Origin of the sequence: Demequina capsici, from assembly GCF_032102965.1 — a bacterium.
Lineage (GTDB): Bacteria > Actinomycetota > Actinomycetes > Actinomycetales > Demequinaceae > Demequina > Demequina capsici.
The window spans coordinates 878,097-898,310 of record NZ_CP134880.1 but is presented as its reverse complement, the minus strand read 5'-3'; the positions used below and the strand labels follow the sequence as shown (position 1 = coordinate 898,310).

Here is a 20,214-nt window from a genome sequence, read left to right as displayed (position 1 = left end):
AACGTCAACCCGCCTTGGCTGGTCGGTCCATCACCACGGTCTCGCCGACCACGGGGACGATGCCGCCCGAGGTGAACGCCGCGAGGTCCGCCTCGAGCGTGGCGATGAGCTCTGGCGGCACACGGACCGTGAGCCGTGCGACGGCGGCGTACTCCGGCTCGTCGAGCACGGAGCCGTGACCGTCGGCCCACTGATGGAGGAATGCGAGGACGCGTCCCGCGTCGGCGTGCGGAACCTCCGCGGTGGCGCGAGCGAGTCGCACGCGCTCCACGAGGACCGCCCGGTCCAGCGCCTCGGACACCGCGCTCCCGTACGCGCGGACCAGGCCACCCGCGCCGAGCAACGTGCCGCCGAACCATCGGGTGACGACCGCGACCACGTCGGTGACGTCACGATGCCGCAGCACCTCGAGCATCGGCACGCCGGCGGTGCCGGCCGGCTCGCCGTCGTCGTTCGAGCGCTGCCGGTCCGCATGCGGCCCGACGACCAACGCCGTGCAGTGGTGCCTCGCGTCCCAGCGCTCCTTGCGGATCGCGGCGATCACAACGTCGGCCTCGTCCACCGAGCTCACCGGCTCCAGATGGGCGAGGAACACGGACCGCTTGATCTCGAGCGAGTGCTCGACCGTCGCCGCGATGGTCGACGGGAGCGGTGCTGTGGTCACTCAGGCAGGGTAGCGGGCGCCGCAGCGTGGCCACGCGCGAGCCGCGAAGGACGCCTGCCGGCGTGGCGGCTCACCCCTTCTTCGCCGGAAGGCCGACTGTTACGGTAGGCACCAACCGAGCACGACCACCCCGACCGGGAGGGTTCCGATGTCCGACAGCGCCGACTCCCTGGCCCCCAGCAGCGACGCGCCGACCGTGCACGTGCATCTCAACCACGGCCAGTACCCGACACCCGATCCGGCACCCTTCGGACCCCAGTACCCGGGCCCCTACGGGTACGGCGACGCAGGGCTCTGGTTCACGATGCGGCACTCCACCGATGCCCCGGAGTCGAGGCTCGTCTCGACGATCCGCCAGGGCATGAAGCTGATCCTCGGATTCGATCTGCTCCACGCCTACCGGAACCGCGCCGCGATCGCTGCGGCGGACATCGTCTGGACACACACGGAGAAGGAGCACCTCGCCATCGGCGCGCTCAAGCGCGCGGGCCTGCTTCGACGCGACCTTCCCGTCATCGCCCAGTCGGTGTGGCTCTGGGCACGGCTCGAGCGCTGGGACCCGGTGCGGCGCCGTGTCGCGGGCCGGCTCCTCAGCACCAGCACCGTGCACACCGTGCACTCCCCCGTGAACCTCGAGGCGGCAGCCCGCGACTTCCCGGACTCCGCGCGGCTCGTGCCCTATGGGATCCCCCTGCGCACCGAGGCACGCGAGGCAGCTGCGCGCACGCCAGGGCGCCGGCCCAGGGTGGTAGCGCCCGGGAACGACCGCGACCGCGACTGGGAGGTCCTCGGCGAGGCCGCGGCCCTTCGGCCCGGGCTCGACGTGGTCGTGCTGTCGAAGCGGCGCCGCGCTCGTCGTCTCGCCGCGCACGCCAACGTCACCGTGAGGCAGGCGCACGGTTCCGCGGGAATGCGGAAGGAGTACGCGGACGCGGACGTGGTGGTGGTGCCCCTCGCCGAGAACGACCACGCCTCAGGCGCCACGACCGTCCTCCAGGCGCTCTCCTCCGGGCTGCCGCTGGTGGTGACGCGGACCGGAGGCATCGAGCTGTACGCGGGCGACGTCGCCGAGTACTGCGAGCCGGGCGACGCCGCCTCGCTCGCAGACGCGATCGATCGGGCGTACGCCCGCGCGGACGATGCGCTGGGCGCGGAGCACATGACGAGTTCGGGCCTCACCCAGCTGGACTTCGTGGCGCGCCATGTGCTCCTCACGCGCGCGATCCTGGCAGGTGAGCCGTTGCCCGACGAGGCGTCGGCCGCCCGGCCGATCTGGGAGGGACTGCTCTCGGGCAGCGAGGGGCCGCCCGCGCACGGCTAGAGGCGGGACTCCAGCTCCGGCTCCCCTGTCTCTACATCGGTGGTCCCCGGCGCGACCGCGAGCATCACCAGCACCACCGCGATCAACGCGAGGCCCAGCCATCCGAGCGGACCGAGCCGCTCGCCGACGACCATGAACGCGAGCACTGCCGCCACCGCGGGCTCGAGCAGGGTGATCGTCGTCGCAGTGCTCGCACCCACCTTCGCGAGCCCGAAGCCGAACAGCACATACCCCACGAACATGGGCACGAGCGCCATGTAGGCAGCGACCGCGAACGCCGCATGGGTGGCCACCAGCGGCGCACCTGTGACGAGCAGCACGGGCACCAGCAGCAGTCCGCCCAGCCCGAACACCGCGCCCATCGACGCGGCGCGCGGCGTGCCCGCCTGCATGAGCCGTCGCGCGGCCCACGAGTACGTCGCGTACGTGCAGCCCGCGACGAGGCCGAGCAGGATGCCCCACAGCGTGGACCCGTCAGAGCCTCCGTGGACGTCCGACGCGCTCAGCAGGCCGGCGCCCACGGCGCCGACGGCGGCCGCGACCAGCCACGCCCGCGTGAGCCGAGTCCCGTCGACCGCCCTCTCGAGCGCTCCCGCAGCGAGCGGCGCGGACGCCAACGACACCGTCGTGCCGATCGCGACGCCTGCCAGGTGCATCGACGAGTAGAACGCCAGCGGATACACGGCGACCGCGAGCCCACCCACCGCGACGATGCGCCAGGACGCACGGAGGCTCGCGCGACCGCGGCGCAGTGCCGGCACGGCGATCGCCGCCTGCAGCAGTCCGCCGATCCCCAGGGCGGCGGCGCCGATCGCGAGCGGGCCGGCGTCCGGTGCGAAGGTGGCGGCGGTGCCGGTGGTTCCCCACAGGATCGAGGTGAGCACGAGCGCGCCGATCGCGGCGGGCCTGCCGTTCACGGGCGCGGCCTCCCGTCGACCGACGTCCGCGCGCCACGCCTGCGGCCGATCCGATCCGGCGAGAACGGCGTCATGCTCAGGGCCTGGGGGTGCCGCGGTTCGCGAGCTCGTCCGCCTTCTCGTTACCCGGGTCACCCGCGTGGCCCTTCACCCATACCCAGGTGATGTCGTGGCGCTGCAGCTGCTCGTCGAGCGCCTGCCACAGCTCCACGTTCTTGACGGGCTGCTTGTTCGACGTCTTCCAGCCGTTGCGCTTCCAGCCCTTCATCCAGGACTGGGCGCCGTTCTTCACGTACTGGGAGTCGACGTGCAGCGTGACGTCGCAGCGCCGATTCAGGGTCTTGAGGCCCTCGATCACCGCCATGAGCTCCATGCGGTTGTTGGTCGTGACCTTCTCGCCCCCGAAGAGCTCCTTGTCTCGGCCGCCGGAGCGCATCAGGACGCCCCATCCGCCCGGTCCAGGGTTGCCCTTGCATGCGCCATCGGTCCACATGTCGACCTTGGTGAGAGTCTCGTCTGCCACCCGCATACGGTAGCCGGGATCGAGCGTCAGGCTGTCGCTGCGCACGCGGGCGACGACCAGATGAGAGGACGGCGACATCCATGGACGCGGACGGGACAGAATGGTCCCCATGTCCCGCAAGCACGACGCCGGTGGAAGCACGCCCGCCATCCACGCGCTGATCGAAGCCGGGGTGGCGCACGGCGTGCATGAGTACGAGCACGACCCTGCCTCCGACCTCAGCTACGGCATGGAGGCCGCCGTCGCGCTCGGCGTCGAGCCCGAGCAGGTCTTCAAGACGCTCTGCTCGGAGGTCGACGGCCGCCTGTGCGTCGGGATCGTGCCCGTCGGCGGGATGCTGGACCTCAAGGCGCTGGCCAAGGCGTTCGGCGCCAAGCGCGCGGAGATGGCGGAGCCCAGGGCGGCCGAGAGGGCGACAGGCTACGTCGTCGGAGGCATCTCCCCTCTCGGCCAGCGCAACGCCCACCCGACGGCGATCGACGAGACGGTGGAACTCTTCGACGAGGTCTACGTGTCCGGCGGACGACGCGGCCTGGACATCTCGCTCGCCCCCGCCGATCTGATCCGACTCACGGGCGCGGTGGTCGCCCCGATCGCGAAGGAGAGCTGATGGACCTCAAGCCGCCCACCCCCGGTTGGGACCCCGGGGCCGCGCTGGCCGCGGTGAAGGCACGCATCCACGTGGCCGAGGCGTCGTGCGGGCGCGCCGGAGCCGGCGTGCGCCTGCTGGTGGCCACGAAGACGTGGGATGCCGACGCGGCCCGTGCCGTCGTGCAGGCAGGCGGCACGCTCGTCGGCGAGTCCCGCATGCAGGAGCTCGCGATCAAGGGCGCGGTCCTTGCCGCGGCCGGGGCGACCGTCCACGTGATCGGCCAGCTGCAGCGCAACAAGGCGCAGATCGCGGTCGAGCATGCCACGTGCATCCAGACGGTCGACTCGCTCGCGCTCGCCGAACGGCTGTCGAGGCTCGCGCTCGAACGCGAGAAGGACCTCGACGTGATGGTCCAGGTCAACGTCTCCGGCGAGGAGTCGAAGGCGGGCATCGCGCCCGGGGAGGCGCTCGCGCTCGCGTCGGCCGTCCAGGCGCTGCCCATGCTCACGGTGACGGGATTCATGACCATCGGCCTGAACTCCCCCGACGAGGCGGCCGTGCGCGCGGGGTACCGCGTCCTGCGCGAGATCCGCGACACGGCGCTGATCGAGTCCGAGCGCGGACGCTACGACCTCCGCGAGGCGTGGGAGCTGTCCATGGGCATGTCCGGGGACCTCGAGTGGGCGGTCGCCGAGGGCGCCACCATGGTGCGGGTGGGCACGGCGATCATGGGAGCACGCCCGTCCGCGTGAGACCGCGACGCGGAGCCTGTGCCAGGTAAGCCAAGCCTCAACTGCCTGGCGGTATGCACCGCACGGCCCTACCCTTCACCCATGGCACGCGACACCCACCGCCCAGACATCTTCGCCGGCCCGGACGAGGAGGCGATGTCGTCGCGCCTCAACTGGCTGCGCGCGGGGGTTCTCGGCGCGAACGACGGCATCGTCTCCATCGCCGCGATGCTCGTGGGCGTCGCCGCGGCCACCACGGACCTGCACATCATCATCATCACCGCGATCGCGGGCATCGTCGGTGGCGCGCTCTCCATGGGCGTGGGCGAATACGTGTCGGTGTCCGCCCAGCGCGACGCCGAGGAGGCGCTGCTGGACCGCGAGCGGATCTGGCAGCGCGCGCGCCCGGAATGGGAGCGCGAGCAGCTGGTACGGCTCAACATGGACACGGGCATGAGCGAGGCCACCGCACGCGCGGCCGCCACCGAGCAGATGGCGAAGGACCCGCTGGACATCCACGCGCGCATGCACCTGGGAATCGATCCCGACGACCTCACGAACCCGTGGGCCGCCGGCGTCGCCTCAATCATCGCCTTCACGATCGGCGGCCTGACGCCGCTCCTCACGACGACCCTGCCGCCTGCAGGGTGGCGCATCCCGCTGACGTTCGTCCTCGTGATCGCCGCCCTGGCCATCACCGGATACGTGTCGGCGTACATCGCGAAGTCCCCGCCCACGAAGGCGGTGCTCCGCAACATCCTCGGAGGCGCCATCGCGATGGCGGTCACCTACGGCATCGGCACCCTTGTGGGCGTCAGCCTCTGACCTCGCCTACGGGACCAGCCTGATCCACTCCTGCGTGCCGAACTTCCGTTCGACCATGCCCTCGGCCTGTGCGACCTCGTCTGCCGTCACCTCTCCCGCCACGGTGGCGTAGCGCGACGCGAAGTGCGCGAGGAACGCCTCGATCACCTCGTCGCGCGGCATGCCTGTCTGGCTGCGGAGCGGGTCCACACGCTTGTTGGCGCTCTTCGTGCCCTTGTCCGACAGCTTCTCCCTGCCGATCCGCAGCACGTCCAGCATCGCATCGGCATCGATGTCGTAGGCCATCGTGACGTGGTGCAGCACCGCGCCCGCTGCATACCGCTTCTGGGCGGCGCCGGCGATCTTCCCGGCTGGCGACGCGATGTCGTTGAGCGGCACGTACGTCGCGTCGATGCCCAGCTCACGCAGCGCCCCGAGCACCCAGTCGTCGAGGAAGGCGTAGGACTGCTCGAAGCTGAGCCCCTCCACCAGCGAGGCGGGCACCGACAGCGAGTACGTGATGGTGTTGCCCGGCTGGATGAACATCGCGCCCCCGCCGGAGACGCGGCGGGTCACCGTCACGTCGTGACGCGCGGCCCCCTCCACGTCGATCTCGTTCCTGAACGACTGGAAGGACCCGATCACGACGGCGTTGCGCTCCCACTCCCACACGCGCAGCGTCGGACCGCGACGGCCCGCGGCGACCTCCTGGCTGAGGATCTCGTCCAGCGCCATCTGCATGTGGGGCGCGCGGGGGGCGTCATGGATCACCTGGAACGTGTGGTCGTGCCAGCTGGTCGCGTGGCCCAGCGCGCGCCGCACCGCGATCGCGACGGCCTCCGGGCTGAACCCGACCATGGTGGCGCCGGCGGTCGCGTGGGCGACAGCCTCCGCCATGGGCCCGACCGCTGTGGAGACCGGCAGCCCCGCGAGCGCCGCGTTGATCTCGAGGATCGCCTCAGCGGGCTCCATGAAGAAGTCCCCGGAGACGACGACGCTCGTGAGCCTGGGGGAATCGCCTTCCGACACCTCGACGTCGGCGACGACGAGCTTGCCGCCAGGGACCTTGTACTCGCCATGCATGGGTCCATCCTGCCCTGTTCGAGGAGCGCCGCACGCACGCGTCACCTCTGACCGGACGAGTTCTCCACAGCAATACGGACATACGGGCGCATTCCCGACATCCTGTGCCACAGTTTCGGTGCCGTGCCAAGCCCATCCTCGCTGGTGGCACGTCATCCGAAGGGAAAGCCATGCACCTCCGTCCACGCCCCACCATGATGCTCGCGCTCGCCAGCGCCGCCGCGCTCGTCGCATCACCTGCAGCCGCCTGCGAGACCGAGCCCACTCCCGCAAGCCCCGCAGACCACCAGATCGCCATCACCCCGGACTGCACCACCGCCTTCATCACGGACGGCGCCGGCGGCGCGATCTCCGTCAACGACCTCGCCACCGGGATGGCGACCTCCGCCATCGCCGTCGGAGGTGCCCAGTCCAGCATCGCGGTGACGCCCGACGGCTCGCAGGCGTGGGTCGTGGTCGCCGCCTCCGCATTCGCGCACGCCAGCACGGGCGCGTCGACAGGGCGGGGCTCGCTCGTCGCCCACGCCGCCGCGAGCGCACAGAGCGACATCGCGATCGTCGACACCGCGACCCACGAGATCACGGCCACCGTCGCGTCCGGCGCCGCGTCGAGCATCTCCTTCACCGCGGACGGCAGCGCGGCGCTCGTCGCGAGCGGCGACAGCCATAGCACCGTCAGCAAGATCGACACCTCGACCCACGTGGTGTCGCGTTACACGGGGTTCTCCTCTCCGTACGACGTCGTCGCCTCGGCCGACGGAAGCGTCCTGTGGGTCAGCGAGATGCATTCCGGCAAGGTCAAGAAGGTCGACGCACGCACCGGGACCACCGTCGCATCCTTCCGGCTCCCCCACGGGGCGGACGCACGCGGCCTCGCCCTGACCGACGGCGACGCGACGCTCCTCGTCGCCTCGCCCGACCTCGATGGCGTCGTGGTGCTCGACGCGAGCACGGGAGCGCAGATCACCACCATCGCCACGGGCCACTCGCCCCACGCGGTGCAGGTGACGCCCGACGGCACTCAGATCGTCGTCAGCGCGACGGTCGACGGCACCGTCACCGCCGTGGATGCGCAGAGCTACGCCATCACCACGACCATCACCGTCAGCGCCTCCGCCTCCTTCACCATGACGGTGCTCTGCGACGGGTCCTCCGCCCACGTCGAGGACGGCGATGACGGGACACCCGTCGTCGTCGACAACCCTGAGCTGACGAAGCCCAGCACGCCGTGCGACGGCCACTCGTCCGCTCCGACGACGGCTCCCACGACGACGCCGACGGCGCCTGCGGACTGCCCGTGCGCCACGACTCCCGCGCAGCCGGAGGGACCCACGTCTCCGTCCCCGTCGGACGACGCCTCAAGCGCGCCGGCGGCATCCGACGAGCCGGCTCCCACCGACACGGCTCCCGCGGCCGACACACCGCACGAGACCACCCCGTCCGAATCCGCACCCGCCGAGACGACGCCGTCGGCATCTCCCACCTCGAGCGAGCTCGCCTCGGAGGATGAGGCGCCCGCCGCGACACCCGTGACGCCGACGCCCACCTCGAGCCCCCAGTCGACCACGGTTCCCTCCGCGACCGCCGCCACCACCGCGACAGTCGTCCTCGCCGACACGCCAGCGGCGGGCACCTCGCAGCTGGCACAGACCGGCGCCTCACCGTCCCTCGCGATCGCAGCCACGATCGCAGCACTCGTCCTCGGAGCGGGCCTGCTCATCACACGCCGCCGACGGACCGACGCGAAGTAGGGCACTCACCGACGGGGTGGGCACCCCGGACTGACCCCTCTCAGCCTGGGTGCCCACCTCGTCACAAGGTCCTGCCCGCCTCGCAAGACCCTCGGTAGCATGGCCGCATGGCGCCGTCCGCTGAGGGAGGGACCGCTGGTCCCAGCACGCAGGACCCCCGCCGTGGCACGGCCGTCTCGGCGCGCACGGGCATACGGCCCACCGCTGTGCGCCCGCATCCCGCGGTCATCGCGATCCTCATCAACGCCGCGCTCCTTGCGATCCTCCTCACCGACCTCTGGCTCCCACGCGGGTACGACATCTCGTCGATGTACGCGTTGGTCGTGCTCGCATCCGCCTTCACACGCTCCCGCTTGGCCGTGTATCTCACGGGGGCCACGGCCACCGTGATCGCGGCGTCGATGATGACGAGCGAGCTGTCCAACTCGGCCTATGATCGCGGACCGGTCGCGTTCTCCCACCTCACCGCCATCGTGCTGATCGTGCTGTCCGGCGCCGCAAGCCTGCTCGCACTGCGGCGCACGGAGGAGAACGCACGCCTCGTCGTCGCGCTGCGCTCCGCCGAGCATGCTCACGAACGCGACAGCCGGATGCTCGACACCGCCTCACTGATCGCGCCGATCGGCACATGGACCTTCGACCCCGAGGCGCAGACTGTCACGTGGCACGAACGCGCCGCAGAGATCGTCGAAGGACGCCCCTTCACCCCCACCGACGTCGACACCGCGCTCGGGCTCATCGCCGAGGACGAGCGCACCCGGGTCCTCAGCACCTTCACCGCGGCGCTCGAGACCGGCAGCCCTTTTCGCGAGGAGTTCGAGTTCACCGGAGGCAGCGGCACGCTCAAGCGAGTCGTCATCATGGGAGACCCGCTGCAGATGGACGAGCATGGACGCACGCTCGTCCACGGCTCCGTCCAGGACATCACCCGATGGGCGGCCGCTGAATCAGAGCTCGAGCGCACGCGGCGCCGCTTCGCGGCGTTGACGGCCGCGGTCCCTTTCGCCGTCTGGAGCGCGGGCGCCGACGGCCAGATCGAGTACGCCAACGAGGCGATGCGCACGTTCACCGGTGCGGGGCCCGAGGCGGGGCAGGGCGAGCACTGGAAGAGCATGATCCACCCCGACGACCGCGATCGCGTGTCCGAGGCGTGGGAGACGTCGATCCGCACCGGCGCGACGTACGACATCGAGCACAGGTACAGGAGGGCTGACGGCGAGTACGAGTGGTTCCACGTCAGCGCCGAGCCGGAGCGCGACGAGGACGGCACGGTGATCCGCTGGTGGGGAGCCACGGTCAACGTGGACTCGACCCGCGAGCTGCGCCAGCGAGCGGAGGACCTTGCCGCCGAGCGCGCCACCATCCTCGAGTCGACGACCGACGGCGTCTACGCGGTCGATCGGGAATGGCGCATCCTCTACGCGAACTCGGCCGCCAAGGCGATGATCGACCGGCTCTCCGTCGACGTCGTCGGAGAGGAGTTCTGGAGCGTGTTCGGCTTCGAGCCGGACCGCGAGGCCTCCGAACAGCTCCAGATCGCGATGAGCACGGGCACCCCCAGCTCGTTCACGTACTTCAGCGAGGCCCTGAACCGGTGGTTCTCCGTCACCGCCACCCCCACACGGAGCGGGCTCTCGGTCTTCCATCGCGACGTCACCGAGATCCATCGACTGTCGGAGCAGCTGTCGCAGGCACAGAAGCTCGAATCCGTGGGGCGCCTCACCGGGGGCATCGCACACGACTTCAACAACGTGCTCACGGTGGTGCTGGGCGGCGCAGAGGCGGTGGTCAACGATCCCGCAGTCGGACACGAGGCGCGCGAGATGGCCGAGCTCGTGGTCGAGTCCGCGAAGCGCGGAGCAGACCTGACGGCCCGTCTGCTGTCGTTCGCTCGCAAGCAGCCGCTGAGCCCCAGCGCGGTGGATCTCGAGGATCGGCTGTCCGGGCTCGCACCGATGCTCAAGCGCACGCTCGGCGAGCTCGTGGAGCTGATCATCGTGCCGAGCGTCGGTCTGCCTGCGATCATGGTCGACTCGGGACAGTTCGACAATGCGCTTCTCAACCTGGTGCTGAACGCCCGCGACGCCATGCCCGACGGCGGTCGGCTCACGATCGGCGCCACGGAGGCCGAGCTCGACGCCGACTACTGCGCCACCCACGCCGAGGCGACCCCAGGGCACTACGTCATGATCGACGTCTCCGACACGGGCCACGGCATCGGCCCCGAGGAGGTCGAGCGCCTCTTCGAGCCCTTCTTCACCACGAAGGCGACCGGCAAGGGGTCCGGCCTGGGCCTCGCCATGGTCTGGGGCTTCGTCAAGCAGAGCGGCGGCTACATCAGCGCCTACTCCGAAGCCGGCGTGGGCACGACCTTCAAGCTCTACCTGCCGCCGTCGGTCACGCCCGCCGTGCAGCTCGTGAACGGGCTGCCGCCGCTCAGACCCATCAGACCCGCCACCATCCTGCTCGCTGAGGACGACGACCTTGTGCGGGCGTTCGCCACGGAACGCCTGCGGAGCCTGGGCCACACAGTGCACGCCGCGCCGTCCGGACCGGAGGCGCTGGCGCTGCTCGACACCGTCGGCCCGGTGGACCTGCTGTTCACCGATGTGATCATGCCGGACGGCATGACAGGCCGGGATCTGGCCGAAGAGTTCCTCCGACGCCGTCCCGACACGCCTGTCCTGTTCACGTCGGGGTACACCGAGAACGTGGTGCTGCACAACGGTCGGCTCGACGACGGCGTGCTCCTGCTGACGAAGCCGTACACCGCGGAGCAGCTGACCGAGCGGATCACGACGGCGCTCGACCGTGCGGAGCCACCGGCATGACGGGAGCCGGCTGCCGGCGCGTCCTCGTGATCGACGACGACGAGCTGGTCGCCGCGATGCTGGTGGCTCACGCGCGAAGCGCCGGCTACGAGGCGCGTTCGACGTCGGATCCTGCGCAGTTCTTCACGATCGCCCGGCAGTGGCGCCCCTGCTTCGTGGTCGTCGACCTGATGATGACCGGCATGGACGGCCTCAGCGTGCTGCAGCGGCTGGCTCGGGAGCGGTGTCGCGCCGCAGTGGTGATCACGTCCGGCGCCGCGCCTGCTCTGCTGGACTCGGCACGCACCTACGCGATCGAATCGGGCCTGCCGTACGCCGGGGCGCTGCCGAAGCCGTTCCGTCGGGGCGACGTCGCAGCGGTCCTCGACTCCGCGATCGCTGAGCCGCGGCCGCAGGAGAGCTCTGCCGAGGCGTTCGCGAGGCAGAGCTACCTGGGCTTCCAGGTCGCTCTGCGCAAGGCGTTGCAGGATGACGAGATCGAGGTCTTCCTCCAGCCGAAGGTGGCCTGCGAAGACGGCACGGTCGTCGGCGCGGAGGCGCTCGCCCGATGGAACCACCCAGCGCTGGGCGCGGTGCCGCCGTCGACCTTCGTGCCGTATGCGGAACGGTTGGGCCTGGCGCCGCGGCTCACGGACCTGGTCATGCGCAGGTGCCTGACCTGGTTGAGCGCCGCGGCGGTGCCGACGGGCTTCACCGTGTCGATCAACGTCTCGGCGTCCGAGCTGGGCGATCCGCGGCTCAGGCACAGGCTGATGGCCGCCTGCGTCGCGGCGCAGGTGTCCCCCAGCCGCGTGGTGCTGGAGGTGACGGAGACGAGCACGGTCGATGACGCGGTCGGTTCGCTCGAAGCCCTGACCCGGCTGGGACTCGAAGGTTTCGGGCTGTCAGTCGACGACTTCGGCACCGGTTACTCGTCGGTGTCGCAGCTCGCGCGCCTGCCCTTCTCGGAGCTCAAGATCGACAGGTCGTTCGTCGCCGGCATGTCCCGGTCCGACCGGTCGGTCACCGTCGTGAGGTCGATGGTGCAGCTGGCAGACGGGCTTGGCTTGTCGTCCACGGCGGAGGGCGTGGAGACCGAGGGTCAGTGGGAAGCGCTCCGGGAGATGGGGTGCACGCACGTGCAAGGATTCCACCTCGCTCGGCCGATGCCGCTCGAGGACTTCACACGATGGGTCGACACGTGGAACAGCGGTGCACGTGCCGGGGCGCGCGGAGACCTCGCGGGCGCCTGAGCGTCCGACTGCCGCGCACCGCCACGGTCAGGGGTTCGGCGACACCTCGTGCGTGGCAAGGCCGTAGTACAGCGAGTCCGTGAGCGCCTCCCACGCGGCCTCGATCACGTTCGGCCCCACGCCCACGGTGACCCACGAGCGGCCCGTCTCGTTGTCCGCAGTCGTCACCAGCACGCGCGTGATCGCATCGGTGCCGTGGCTCGCGTCCATGATCCGCACCTTGAAGTCGGTGAGCTCGAACCGTTCGATGTCCGGGTAGACCTTGGCGAGCGCCGTGCGCAGGGCATGGTCGAGCGCGTTCACAGGGCCGTTGCCTTCGCCGACCACCAGATGCCGCGCTCCCCCGCCGGCGCGCAGCTTGAGCACGGCCTCCGCGCCGGCATCGGTCGGGTCGCCCGGCGTCGACGAGACCCGCACGCGCCACTCCTCGACCGCCCAGTAGCGAGGCATCCGCCCCAGCTCGGAGCGCAGCAGCAGATCGAACGAGGCGTCCGCCGCGTCGTACGTGTACCCGGCGGCTTCGGCGTGCTTGACGCGTTCGGTGATGCGGGACAGCAGCTCGCCCTGGCCCGACAGGTCGTAGCCGAGCTCCTTGCCTTTCAGCTCGATCGACGCACGGCCCGCCATCTCGGACACGAGCATCCGCATGTCGTTCCCGACGAGCGCCGGGTCGGTGTGCTGGTACAGGTCGGGATCGACCTTGATGGCCGAGGCATGCAGGCCCGCCTTGTGGGCGAAGGCGGAGGCGCCCACGTACGGCTGCCGTGCGAAGGGAGCGATGTTCGTGACCTCGGCGATCGCATGCGCGATGCGGGTCGACTCGGCGAGCCCGCCGGGTGCGAGCGCGCGTGCCCCCCGCTTGATCTCGAGGTTCGCGGCGACGGCCACGAGGTCGGCGTTGCCGGTGCGCTCGCCGTACCCGTTGACGCAGCCCTGCACGTGGGTGACGCCGGCCGCGACGGCTGCCATGGAGTTCGCCACGGCGCAGCCGGAGTCGTTGTGGGCGTGCATGCCCAGCTGGGCCGACGTCCTGGCGCGCACATCGGCGACGATCCGTGTGACGTCGTCGGGCAGCATGCCGCCGTTCGTGTCGCACAGGACCAGGGTCGACGCGCCAGCGCGCTCGGCTGCGAGAAGGCAGCGCAGCGAGTAGTCAGGATCGAAGCGGTATCCGTCGAAGAAGTGCTCGGCGTCGAGCACCACGCGGCGGCCCTCGCCGACGAGGAACGCGACGGTCTCCTCGATCATGCGGAGGTTCTCGTCAGGACTCACGCGCAACGCCCTCTCGGCGTGCCTCACGTCGGACTTGGCGACGAGCGTGAGGATCGGAGCCTCGGAGTCCAGCAGTGCGCGTACCTGGGGGTCGGCCGCGGCGGTCGAGCCTGCGCGCCGCGTCATGCCGAACGCGGCGAACTGGGCGTTGCGGAAGCTCAGCTCCTTCGCGACGAGCTGGAAGAACTCGGTGTCCTTGGGCACAGCGCCCGGCCATCCGCCCTCGATGACGCCGACGCCCAGCTGATCCAGCAGCGGCGCGATCGTCATCTTGTCCGCGACGGACAGGTTCATGCCCTCCTGCTGGGCGCCGTCGCGCAGGGTGGTGTCGTAGACCTCCACAGTGAGATCCGTCATCGTGTCGCTCCTCGGCTCGTGCCGTCGGCTCGTCTCTCCCAACAAAAAAGCCTCCCAGGGTGCGGGAGGCTGCGCGTCGGGAGGGGTTCGCCGACGCGCTACGGAATGATGATCGCGGTGTGCATCGCGGCCAGTATGGCACACGCCATCGCGCGCGCACAGCGCAGGCGCGCCTCCGCCCACTAGCATCACTCCTGAGAACAACCGGGGTTCTCGCTCCTTCTGAGGGGAGACGCGAGTGGCTGAGCCCGCACAGCGCCAGCGGCGGATCGTCGTGCCCGTCGCGCTCATCGCCGCAGGGCTCGTCGTCACCTTCCTCATCGATCTCGCCATCCAGTTCCCCATCGGCATGACGATCGCGTACGCGCTGCTGGTGATCGCCGCCATGCGGACCGACAGGATGTCCCTGGTGATCGGCACCGCGGCCGCGAGCGTCGTCGGCATCCTCACCGCCGAGCTGATCGACCACTCCTCGACCGCGTCGCTCACCATCACCGAGACCGAGCATCAGGTGTCACGCGCGTTCCAGGTGGCGGGCGTCGTCATCATCGCCGTGCTGGGGGTCGCAGATCTGCGGCGCCGGCAGCTGGTGGCGCGCGCGCACCAGGAGCGCGACTCGTCCGCACTCGCGCTCGAGGGCACGACCGCGCGCCTGCGCGAGGAGCAGACGCGCACGGCGGCGCTCGCCGAGTCCATCCCGTCACCGGTGTGGCTGATGTCCCAGGACGGCTCGCTCGCCTACGCCAACGACGCGGTGCACGACTACCTGGGGATCGATCCGGTGCACCTCGAGGAGTGGCTCGAGACCGTGCACCCCGACGACCGGGACAGGGTCCGCCAGGCCACCCTCGAAGGGGTCACGTCCAGGACCGTCTTCAGCCACGAGGCGCGCTACAGGAACGCCGCGGGCGACTACCGCACCCACGTGGTGCAGGCCGCGCCGATGAAGGTCGGCGGCATCACCCAATGGTGGTCGACAGCCATCGACATCGAGGACCTTCGCTCCACCCAGGAGCAGGCGGCGCGCACGATGCGCGAGCACCTGGAGACGCTGCAGGCGATCGGCGACGGCGTGATCCTGCTGGACCATGGCCAGCGCATCACCTACGTGAACCCCGGTGCCTGCACCATCCTGGGGCGCGACCGCGACGCGCTGCTCCACCACACCCTCGTGGAGCTCTACCCCTACCTCGAAGGCACGGCGCTCGAGCGCGCGTTCGAGGAGGTGGTCCGCACCGGGCACGCGAGCCACCTGGTGCACTACGCGAAGTTCGCCGCACGCTGGATCGACATCACGATCGCGCCTGCCCCCGAGGGCTTCACCGGCTACATGACGGATGTGACGGCGCAGCGCGAGCTCGAGCGCACGCGGGAGCAGGCGACCCGGCTCGAGTCGATCGGCCAGCTCACGGGCGGGATCGCCCACGACTTCAACAACCTGCTCACCGTGATCGCCGGCGGCGCGGAAGCGCTCGCAGACGACGACCTGCCTGCCCACAGCGCCGAGATGCGCGCGATGATCGCGGAGGCGGCGGACCGTGGCGCGGGCCTGATCCGGTCGCTCCTGGCCTTCGCGCGCCGGCAACCGCTCCATCCGGAGCCGACGTCGATCGTCGAGGCCGTGGTGGGCATGGGCCCGCTGCTGATGCGCACGCTCGGCGACACCATCGCCGTGACCGTCGACATCGCGGAGAACCTGCCGCTGGTGGAGGTCGACAGGGCCAAGCTGGACAACGCCGTGCTCAACCTGGCGATCAACGCACGTGACGCGATGCCGTCGGGCGGCCACCTCCTCATCGAGGCGAGACTGTCCAGCAGCCGCGCCGACGGCGCGATCAGGGCGCTCGACCTGCCCGAGGGCGACTACGTCCGGCTGTCGGTGACCGACACGGGCGTGGGCATCGCGCCGGAGCTGCTCCCCCGCCTGTTCGAGCCGTTCTTCACCACCAAGCCGCTCGGCGAGGGTACGGGCCTGGGGCTCGCGATGGTCTGGGGCTTCGCATCCCAGTCAGGCGGCACGCTCTCGGTGGTGTCCGCTCCGGGCGAGGGCTCGACGTTCTCGCTCCACCTGCCGGCTGTCGCGGCCGCGTCCGCCGCGGCACCGGCGACGCGCGCACCACGCCCCTCCGCCGCAGGCAGCACCGTGCTCCTGGTGGAGGACGACGCGCTGGTCCGCGCAGTCTTGGCCCGTCAGCTCGGCGGCCTCGGATACACGGTCGTGGAGGCGTCGACCGCACCGCAGGCTCTGTCCATGCTCGAGGACCGGCCCGACATCGCGATCGTGATCACGGATTTCGCCATGCCCGGCGGGATGTCAGGCCGAGAGCTCGCAGATCATGCGCGAGCCACGAGGCCCTCCCTGCCAGTGCTGTGCGTGTCAGGCTACACAGAGGAGATGCTCCTCCACGCAGGTGAGCTGGGATCCGGGATGGACTTCCTCGCCAAGCCGTTCACGGCAGAGCAGCTGTCCGCGCAGCTCGAGCGCCTGCTCGGTGGGGACTCCCCGGGGACGGCGACGGCGTGACGACCGCCATATGTACTGATGCTGGACGCCGCACTAGGCTCACGGAAAGGGAGGCGGTCCGTGCGCGCCCCAAGGGTCTGAGGGGAGCCGTATGCCCGAGCATCGCCCGCTAGGGCGGCACACATGGATCGATGTGACGCTCGTGGCCGTCGGCGTGCTCGCGGTGTTCGCCGTCGACCTGGTGTCCGACATCCCGGTCGGCGTGTCGGCTGGATATGCGATGTTCATCCTGATCGGGATGCTGGTGGAGAGGGTCGCGCTCATCCTGTGGACCGGCGCGGCGTCGCTGGTACTGCTCGCGACCGCATCCCTCGCGGATCCCCATTCCGCCACGTTCACCCTCACCGGCGGCAACTTCGTCTTCAACCGCTCCGCGCAGGCACTGGGGATCGTCCTGGTGGTCATCCTTGCCGTCGTCGGCGTGCGGCGACGCGAAGCGCTGGCACGGAGGGCGAGCACCCTGTCGTCCTCGGTGCACGAGCTGGAGTACACGACCCAGGAGCTGCGCGACGAGCAGGCGCGCCTCGTCGCTCTCGCGGAGTCGATGCCGGTGCCCGTGTGGCTCTCCGATGCGAGCTCGACGATCAACTACATCTCGGAGGGCATGAGGACGTACCTGGGAACCGCGCCGCGTGATCGTGCCGAGTGGCTCGCCGTGGTGCATCCCCACGACCGCTCGAACCTGGTCGACGTCCTCGACCAGGCGCTGCCCGCAGGCCAGTCCTACGAGATCGAGGCACGGCTCCGCCGCCACGACGGTGCGTATCGCGCTCATCTGATCCGCACCACGCCCCTTGCCCAGGCCGTGCCCGCCAGCATGGGGACGCAGCACCAGTGGTGGTCCACCGCGACCGACATCGAGGAGCTGCGCCAGAGCCAACGTGACGCCGCGCAGCTGGCGCGCGAGCACCTCGACACGCTCGAGTCGATCGACGACGGTGTCATCACCTACACGTCGGACCTGCATTTCGCGTACGTGAACCCTGCGGCGGCGCGCATGTTCGGCACGGGCCCCGCCGAGCTCGTCGGAAGGCACGTGTGGGAGGTCTACCCGCACGTGAGGACGTCCGAGGTGGGCGACGCGTTCGACAGTGTGCGCCGCACGGGCCAACCGGTCCACCTCACCCAGCACGCGACCACGATCGACAAGTGGTTCGAGCTCACGATCTCCTCCGCCCCGGCGGGCTTCACGACCTATCTCAAGGACGTCACCGAGATCCGCGAGATGTCGCAGCGGCTGGAGCGCGCCAACCGCCTGGAGTCGGTCGGCAGCCTCACCGGCGGCATCGCCCACGACTTCAACAACCTCCTGACGGTCATCATCGGCGGCGCGGAGGCGCTCGCGGAGGAGGACCTCACCGAGCCGGCCGAGCAGATGCGCGCGATGATCGCCGAGGCCGCGGACCGCGGGTCGAACCTGATCCGCGCACTGCTCGCCTTCGCTCGTCGCCAGACGCTCCACCCCGAGCCCACGGACATCGCCGACGCGCTCGCGGCGCTTCGCCCCTTGCTGGACCGCACGCTCGGAGGGGCGGTCACCGTCCGGCTGGACATCGCCGAGGACCTGCCCCCGGTGATGGTCGACCGCGGCAAGCTCGACAACGCCATGCTCAACCTGGCGATCAACGCTCGCGACGCGATGGTCGATGGCGGCGTCGTCCGGGTGACGGCAGCTCGCGTGGCCCACGGTGGGGAGCGTCACATCTGCGACGTCGACCTGCCCGCCGGCGACTACGTGCGCGTCAGCGTCACGGACACAGGCATCGGGATCGGGCCTGAGGCGCTGCCCCGACTCTTCGAGCCGTTCTACACGACGAAGCCGACCGGCGGCGGATCGGGCCTGGGCCTGGCGATGGCATGGGGCTTCGCGAGCCAGTCGGGCGGCACCCTCACCGTCGACTCGGAGCCCGGACGTGGGTCGGAGTTCGCGCTCTACCTGCCGGTGGCCGGCGCCGAGCCGCGGACCGTCGTGCCCCCTGTCGATGCCGTCCCAGCGACCGGCTCCGGCACCGTGCTGCTGGTCGAGGACGACGAGCTGGTGCGCGGCTACACCGCGACGAGGCTCGCGTCGCTCGGCTACGACGTGCTCGAGGCGGCCGACGGCAGGCGCGCGCTCGAGATCCTCGACACCACGGACGACGTGGCCCTCCTGCTCACGGACATGGTGATGCCCGGCGGGATGTCGGGGCAGGAGCTCGCGCACGAGGCCCGGGCGCGACGCCCCCGGCTGCCCGTGCTGTGCGTGTCCGGCTACACCGACAACGTGCTCGCCGCCGATGGCAGGATCGACCCGGACGCCGAGCTGCTCACCAAGCCGTACACGGTCCACCAGCTGGCCGAGCGCGTCGCCCGACTCGTCTCACAGGAAGGGAGCGTCGAGTGACCCCCCTCGACCCGACTCACGCACGTGTCCTCATCGTCGATGACGACGATCTGGTGGGCCGCATGGCGAAGGCCATGGTCACGGCCTGCGGTGCGCAGGCACGCCTGGAGGCGACCGTCGCAGACTTCCTCGAGGCGCACGACACGTGGGGGCCCAGCCACGTGATGGTGGACCTGGTGCTCGGCCACGACGACGGCCTCATGGTGCTCGAGGAGCTCGCGCATCGCCGGAGCACCGCCGCGGTCATCGTCTCGAGCGGCCAGGACATGCGCGTGCTCGAGTCGGCGCTGCGCTTCGCGAGCGCCCACGGGCTGGTCATCGCAGGAGCGCTCGCCAAGCCGTACTCGCGGGCTCGGCTCGCAGAGATGCTGAGCCAGCGCACCGAGTCGCCGTTCGCCGGCCGGCACGCCTCCACTCCGTCCCTGACCGCGGACACGCCTGTCGTGACAGCGGACTCGCTGCGCGAGGCGCTCGCAGCCGGACAGATCACGGTCGCGCTGCAGCCGAAGGTCTCGTGCAGCACCGGCAAGGCCGTGGGCTACGAGGCGCTGGCGCGCTGCATCGACTCGAACGGCCTGGCGATCCCGCCGGGCGCGTTCGTCCCGGTGGCGGAGGCGAACGGCCTGGCGTCCGAGCTCACGAACGCGGTGATGCGCAGCGCGCTGTCATGGTTCGCGTCGTCGCGCCTGCCGCACAGCCAGACCATCTCGATCAACATCTCGGCCGCGGAGGTGAGCGAGAGCAGGCTCGACCAGCGCCTCGTCGCGCTCGCGCATGAGGCCGGGGTCGATCCGTCTCGTGTGATCGTCGAGGTGACGGAGACCGCGGCCATGTCGGATCCCGTGACCTCGCTCAAGCGCCTCACACGATTGCGACTCGAGGGCTTTCAGGTCTCGCTCGACGACTTCGGCACCGGGTACTCCTCGATGCTGGAGCTGGTGAGGCTTCCGTTCTCCGAGCTGAAGGTCGACAGGAGCTTCGTGGCGACTGCGACGACGTCCGAGGAGTCGCGCACCGTCGTCAGGTCGATCATCGACCTGGGTCACGCGCTGGGGATGACGTGCACGGCCGAGGGCGTCGAGAGCCAGGCGGACCTGGATCTGCTGATGCAGATGGGGTGCGACACGGTGCAGGGCTTCTACCTGGGGCGTCCGATGTGGCCGGCCGACCTCGCGACGTGGGAGCCGCCCGAGCACGTGTTCGCCACCCACCTCGCCTGAGGTGCCGGC

The 20,214-nt window shown here is 70.5% G+C and carries 15 protein-coding genes; 10 read left to right on the top strand and 5 right to left on the bottom strand.

The window, feature by feature from the left end; all coding sequences use genetic code 11:
- Positions 1–4 precede the first annotated feature (4 nt).
- Positions 5–664, bottom strand: coding sequence for an IMPACT family protein (locus RN607_RS04280; protein ID WP_313544580.1), 660 nt, complete (start codon positions 662–664; stop codon positions 5–7).
- 148 nt (positions 665–812) lie between these two features.
- Between RN607_RS04280 and RN607_RS04275 the strand changes: the two genes are divergently transcribed.
- Complete coding sequence (locus RN607_RS04275) at positions 813–1,985, top strand: glycosyltransferase (protein ID WP_313544578.1); 1,173 nt, start codon at positions 813–815, stop codon at positions 1,983–1,985.
- Here RN607_RS04275 and RN607_RS04270 read toward each other — a convergent pair.
- Complete coding sequence (locus RN607_RS04270) at positions 1,982–2,902, bottom strand: DMT family transporter (protein ID WP_313544576.1); 921 nt, start codon at positions 2,900–2,902, stop codon at positions 1,982–1,984. The two genes, RN607_RS04275 and RN607_RS04270, sit on opposite strands and share 4 nt — an antisense overlap.
- 76 nt (positions 2,903–2,978) lie before the next feature.
- Positions 2,979–3,425, bottom strand: coding sequence for a ribonuclease HI (gene rnhA, locus RN607_RS04265; protein WP_438821365.1), 447 nt, complete (start codon positions 3,423–3,425; stop codon positions 2,979–2,981).
- A 109-nt stretch (positions 3,426–3,534) separates the two neighbouring features.
- On the opposite strand from rnhA, the gene ybaK reads away from it, so the two are divergent.
- From ybaK to RN607_RS04250, 3 genes are all read left to right on the top strand, one after another.
- On the top strand, positions 3,535–4,035 hold the full coding sequence (gene ybaK, locus RN607_RS04260) for a Cys-tRNA(Pro) deacylase (protein WP_313544575.1): 501 nt from the start codon (positions 3,535–3,537) through the stop codon (positions 4,033–4,035).
- Complete coding sequence (locus tag RN607_RS04255; protein WP_313544573.1) at positions 4,035–4,769, top strand: YggS family pyridoxal phosphate-dependent enzyme; 735 nt, start codon at positions 4,035–4,037, stop codon at positions 4,767–4,769. The genes ybaK and RN607_RS04255 overlap by 1 nt, the downstream gene beginning before the upstream one ends.
- Positions 4,770–4,850: 81 nt before the next feature.
- On the top strand, positions 4,851–5,573 hold the full coding sequence (locus RN607_RS04250) for a VIT1/CCC1 transporter family protein (protein ID WP_313500216.1): 723 nt from the start codon (positions 4,851–4,853) through the stop codon (positions 5,571–5,573).
- Between the two features lie 6 nt (positions 5,574–5,579).
- Here RN607_RS04250 and lplAB read toward each other — a convergent pair whose 3' ends face one another.
- Positions 5,580–6,635: a lipoate-protein ligase LplAB gene (gene lplAB, locus RN607_RS04245; RefSeq protein WP_313544571.1), complete on the bottom strand. Its 1,056-nt coding sequence runs from the start codon at positions 6,633–6,635 to the stop codon at positions 5,580–5,582.
- Between the two features lie 170 nt (positions 6,636–6,805).
- Between lplAB and RN607_RS04240 the strand changes: the two genes are divergently transcribed.
- From RN607_RS04240 to RN607_RS04230, 3 genes are all read left to right on the top strand, one after another.
- Entirely contained in the window at positions 6,806–8,386 is a 1,581-nt protein-coding gene (locus RN607_RS04240; RefSeq protein WP_313544569.1) for an LPXTG cell wall anchor domain-containing protein, read from the top strand.
- Positions 8,387–8,493: 107 nt separating this feature from the next.
- The gene (locus RN607_RS04235) at positions 8,494–11,217 is read left to right on the top strand and encodes a PAS domain S-box protein (RefSeq protein ID WP_313544567.1); all 2,724 of its coding nucleotides are present in this window, start codon (positions 8,494–8,496) and stop codon (positions 11,215–11,217) included.
- Positions 11,214–12,449: an EAL domain-containing response regulator gene (locus RN607_RS04230; RefSeq protein ID WP_313544565.1), complete on the top strand. Its 1,236-nt coding sequence runs from the start codon at positions 11,214–11,216 to the stop codon at positions 12,447–12,449. Before RN607_RS04235 ends, RN607_RS04230 begins: the two co-directional genes overlap by 4 nt.
- Before the next feature lie 27 nt (positions 12,450–12,476).
- On the opposite strand, the gene cimA is transcribed toward RN607_RS04230, so the two are convergent.
- Positions 12,477–14,078, bottom strand: a complete 1,602-nt coding sequence (gene cimA, locus RN607_RS04225) for a citramalate synthase (protein WP_313544563.1) — start codon at positions 14,076–14,078, stop codon at positions 12,477–12,479.
- Between the two features lie 238 nt (positions 14,079–14,316).
- Here cimA and RN607_RS04220 point away from each other — a divergent pair, with 238 nt between their 5' ends.
- The 3 genes from RN607_RS04220 to RN607_RS04210 all read left to right on the top strand — a co-directional run bounded on the left by RN607_RS04220 (position 14,317) and on the right by RN607_RS04210 (position 20,205).
- A complete protein-coding gene (locus RN607_RS04220; RefSeq protein WP_313544561.1) occupies positions 14,317–16,602 on the top strand; it encodes a hybrid sensor histidine kinase/response regulator in 2,286 nt (761 codons plus the stop codon).
- Between the two features lie 91 nt (positions 16,603–16,693).
- On the top strand, positions 16,694–18,985 hold the full coding sequence (locus tag RN607_RS04215) for a hybrid sensor histidine kinase/response regulator (RefSeq protein WP_313544559.1): 2,292 nt from the start codon (positions 16,694–16,696) through the stop codon (positions 18,983–18,985).
- Positions 18,982–20,205: an EAL domain-containing response regulator gene (locus tag RN607_RS04210; RefSeq protein WP_313544557.1), complete on the top strand. Its 1,224-nt coding sequence runs from the start codon at positions 18,982–18,984 to the stop codon at positions 20,203–20,205. The genes RN607_RS04215 and RN607_RS04210 overlap by 4 nt, the downstream gene beginning before the upstream one ends.
- Positions 20,206–20,214 lie beyond the last annotated feature (9 nt).

What these genes read in the sequence shown, in the direction of transcription:
- RN607_RS04255 (WP_313544573.1), top strand. Translation starts at nt 4,035, where the DNA reads ATGGACCTCAAGCCGCCCACCCCCGGTTGGGACCCCGGGGCCGCGCTG.
- RN607_RS04240 (WP_313544569.1), top strand. Translation starts at nt 6,806, where the DNA reads ATGCACCTCCGTCCACGCCCCACCATGATGCTCGCGCTCGCCAGCGCC.
- RN607_RS04230 (WP_313544565.1), top strand. Translation starts at nt 11,214, where the DNA reads ATGACGGGAGCCGGCTGCCGGCGCGTCCTCGTGATCGACGACGACGAG.
- RN607_RS04215 (WP_313544559.1), top strand. Translation starts at nt 16,694, where the DNA reads ATGCCCGAGCATCGCCCGCTAGGGCGGCACACATGGATCGATGTGACG.
- RN607_RS04235 (WP_313544567.1), top strand. Translation starts at nt 8,494, where the DNA reads ATGGCGCCGTCCGCTGAGGGAGGGACCGCTGGTCCCAGCACGCAGGAC.
- RN607_RS04275 (WP_313544578.1), top strand. Translation starts at nt 813, where the DNA reads ATGTCCGACAGCGCCGACTCCCTGGCCCCCAGCAGCGACGCGCCGACC.
- RN607_RS04250 (WP_313500216.1), top strand. Translation starts at nt 4,851, where the DNA reads ATGGCACGCGACACCCACCGCCCAGACATCTTCGCCGGCCCGGACGAG.
- cimA (WP_313544563.1), bottom strand. Translation starts at nt 14,078, where the DNA reads ATGACGGATCTCACTGTGGAGGTCTACGACACCACCCTGCGCGACGGC.
- lplAB (WP_313544571.1), bottom strand. Translation starts at nt 6,635, where the DNA reads ATGCATGGCGAGTACAAGGTCCCTGGCGGCAAGCTCGTCGTCGCCGAC.
- ybaK (WP_313544575.1), top strand. Translation starts at nt 3,535, where the DNA reads ATGTCCCGCAAGCACGACGCCGGTGGAAGCACGCCCGCCATCCACGCG.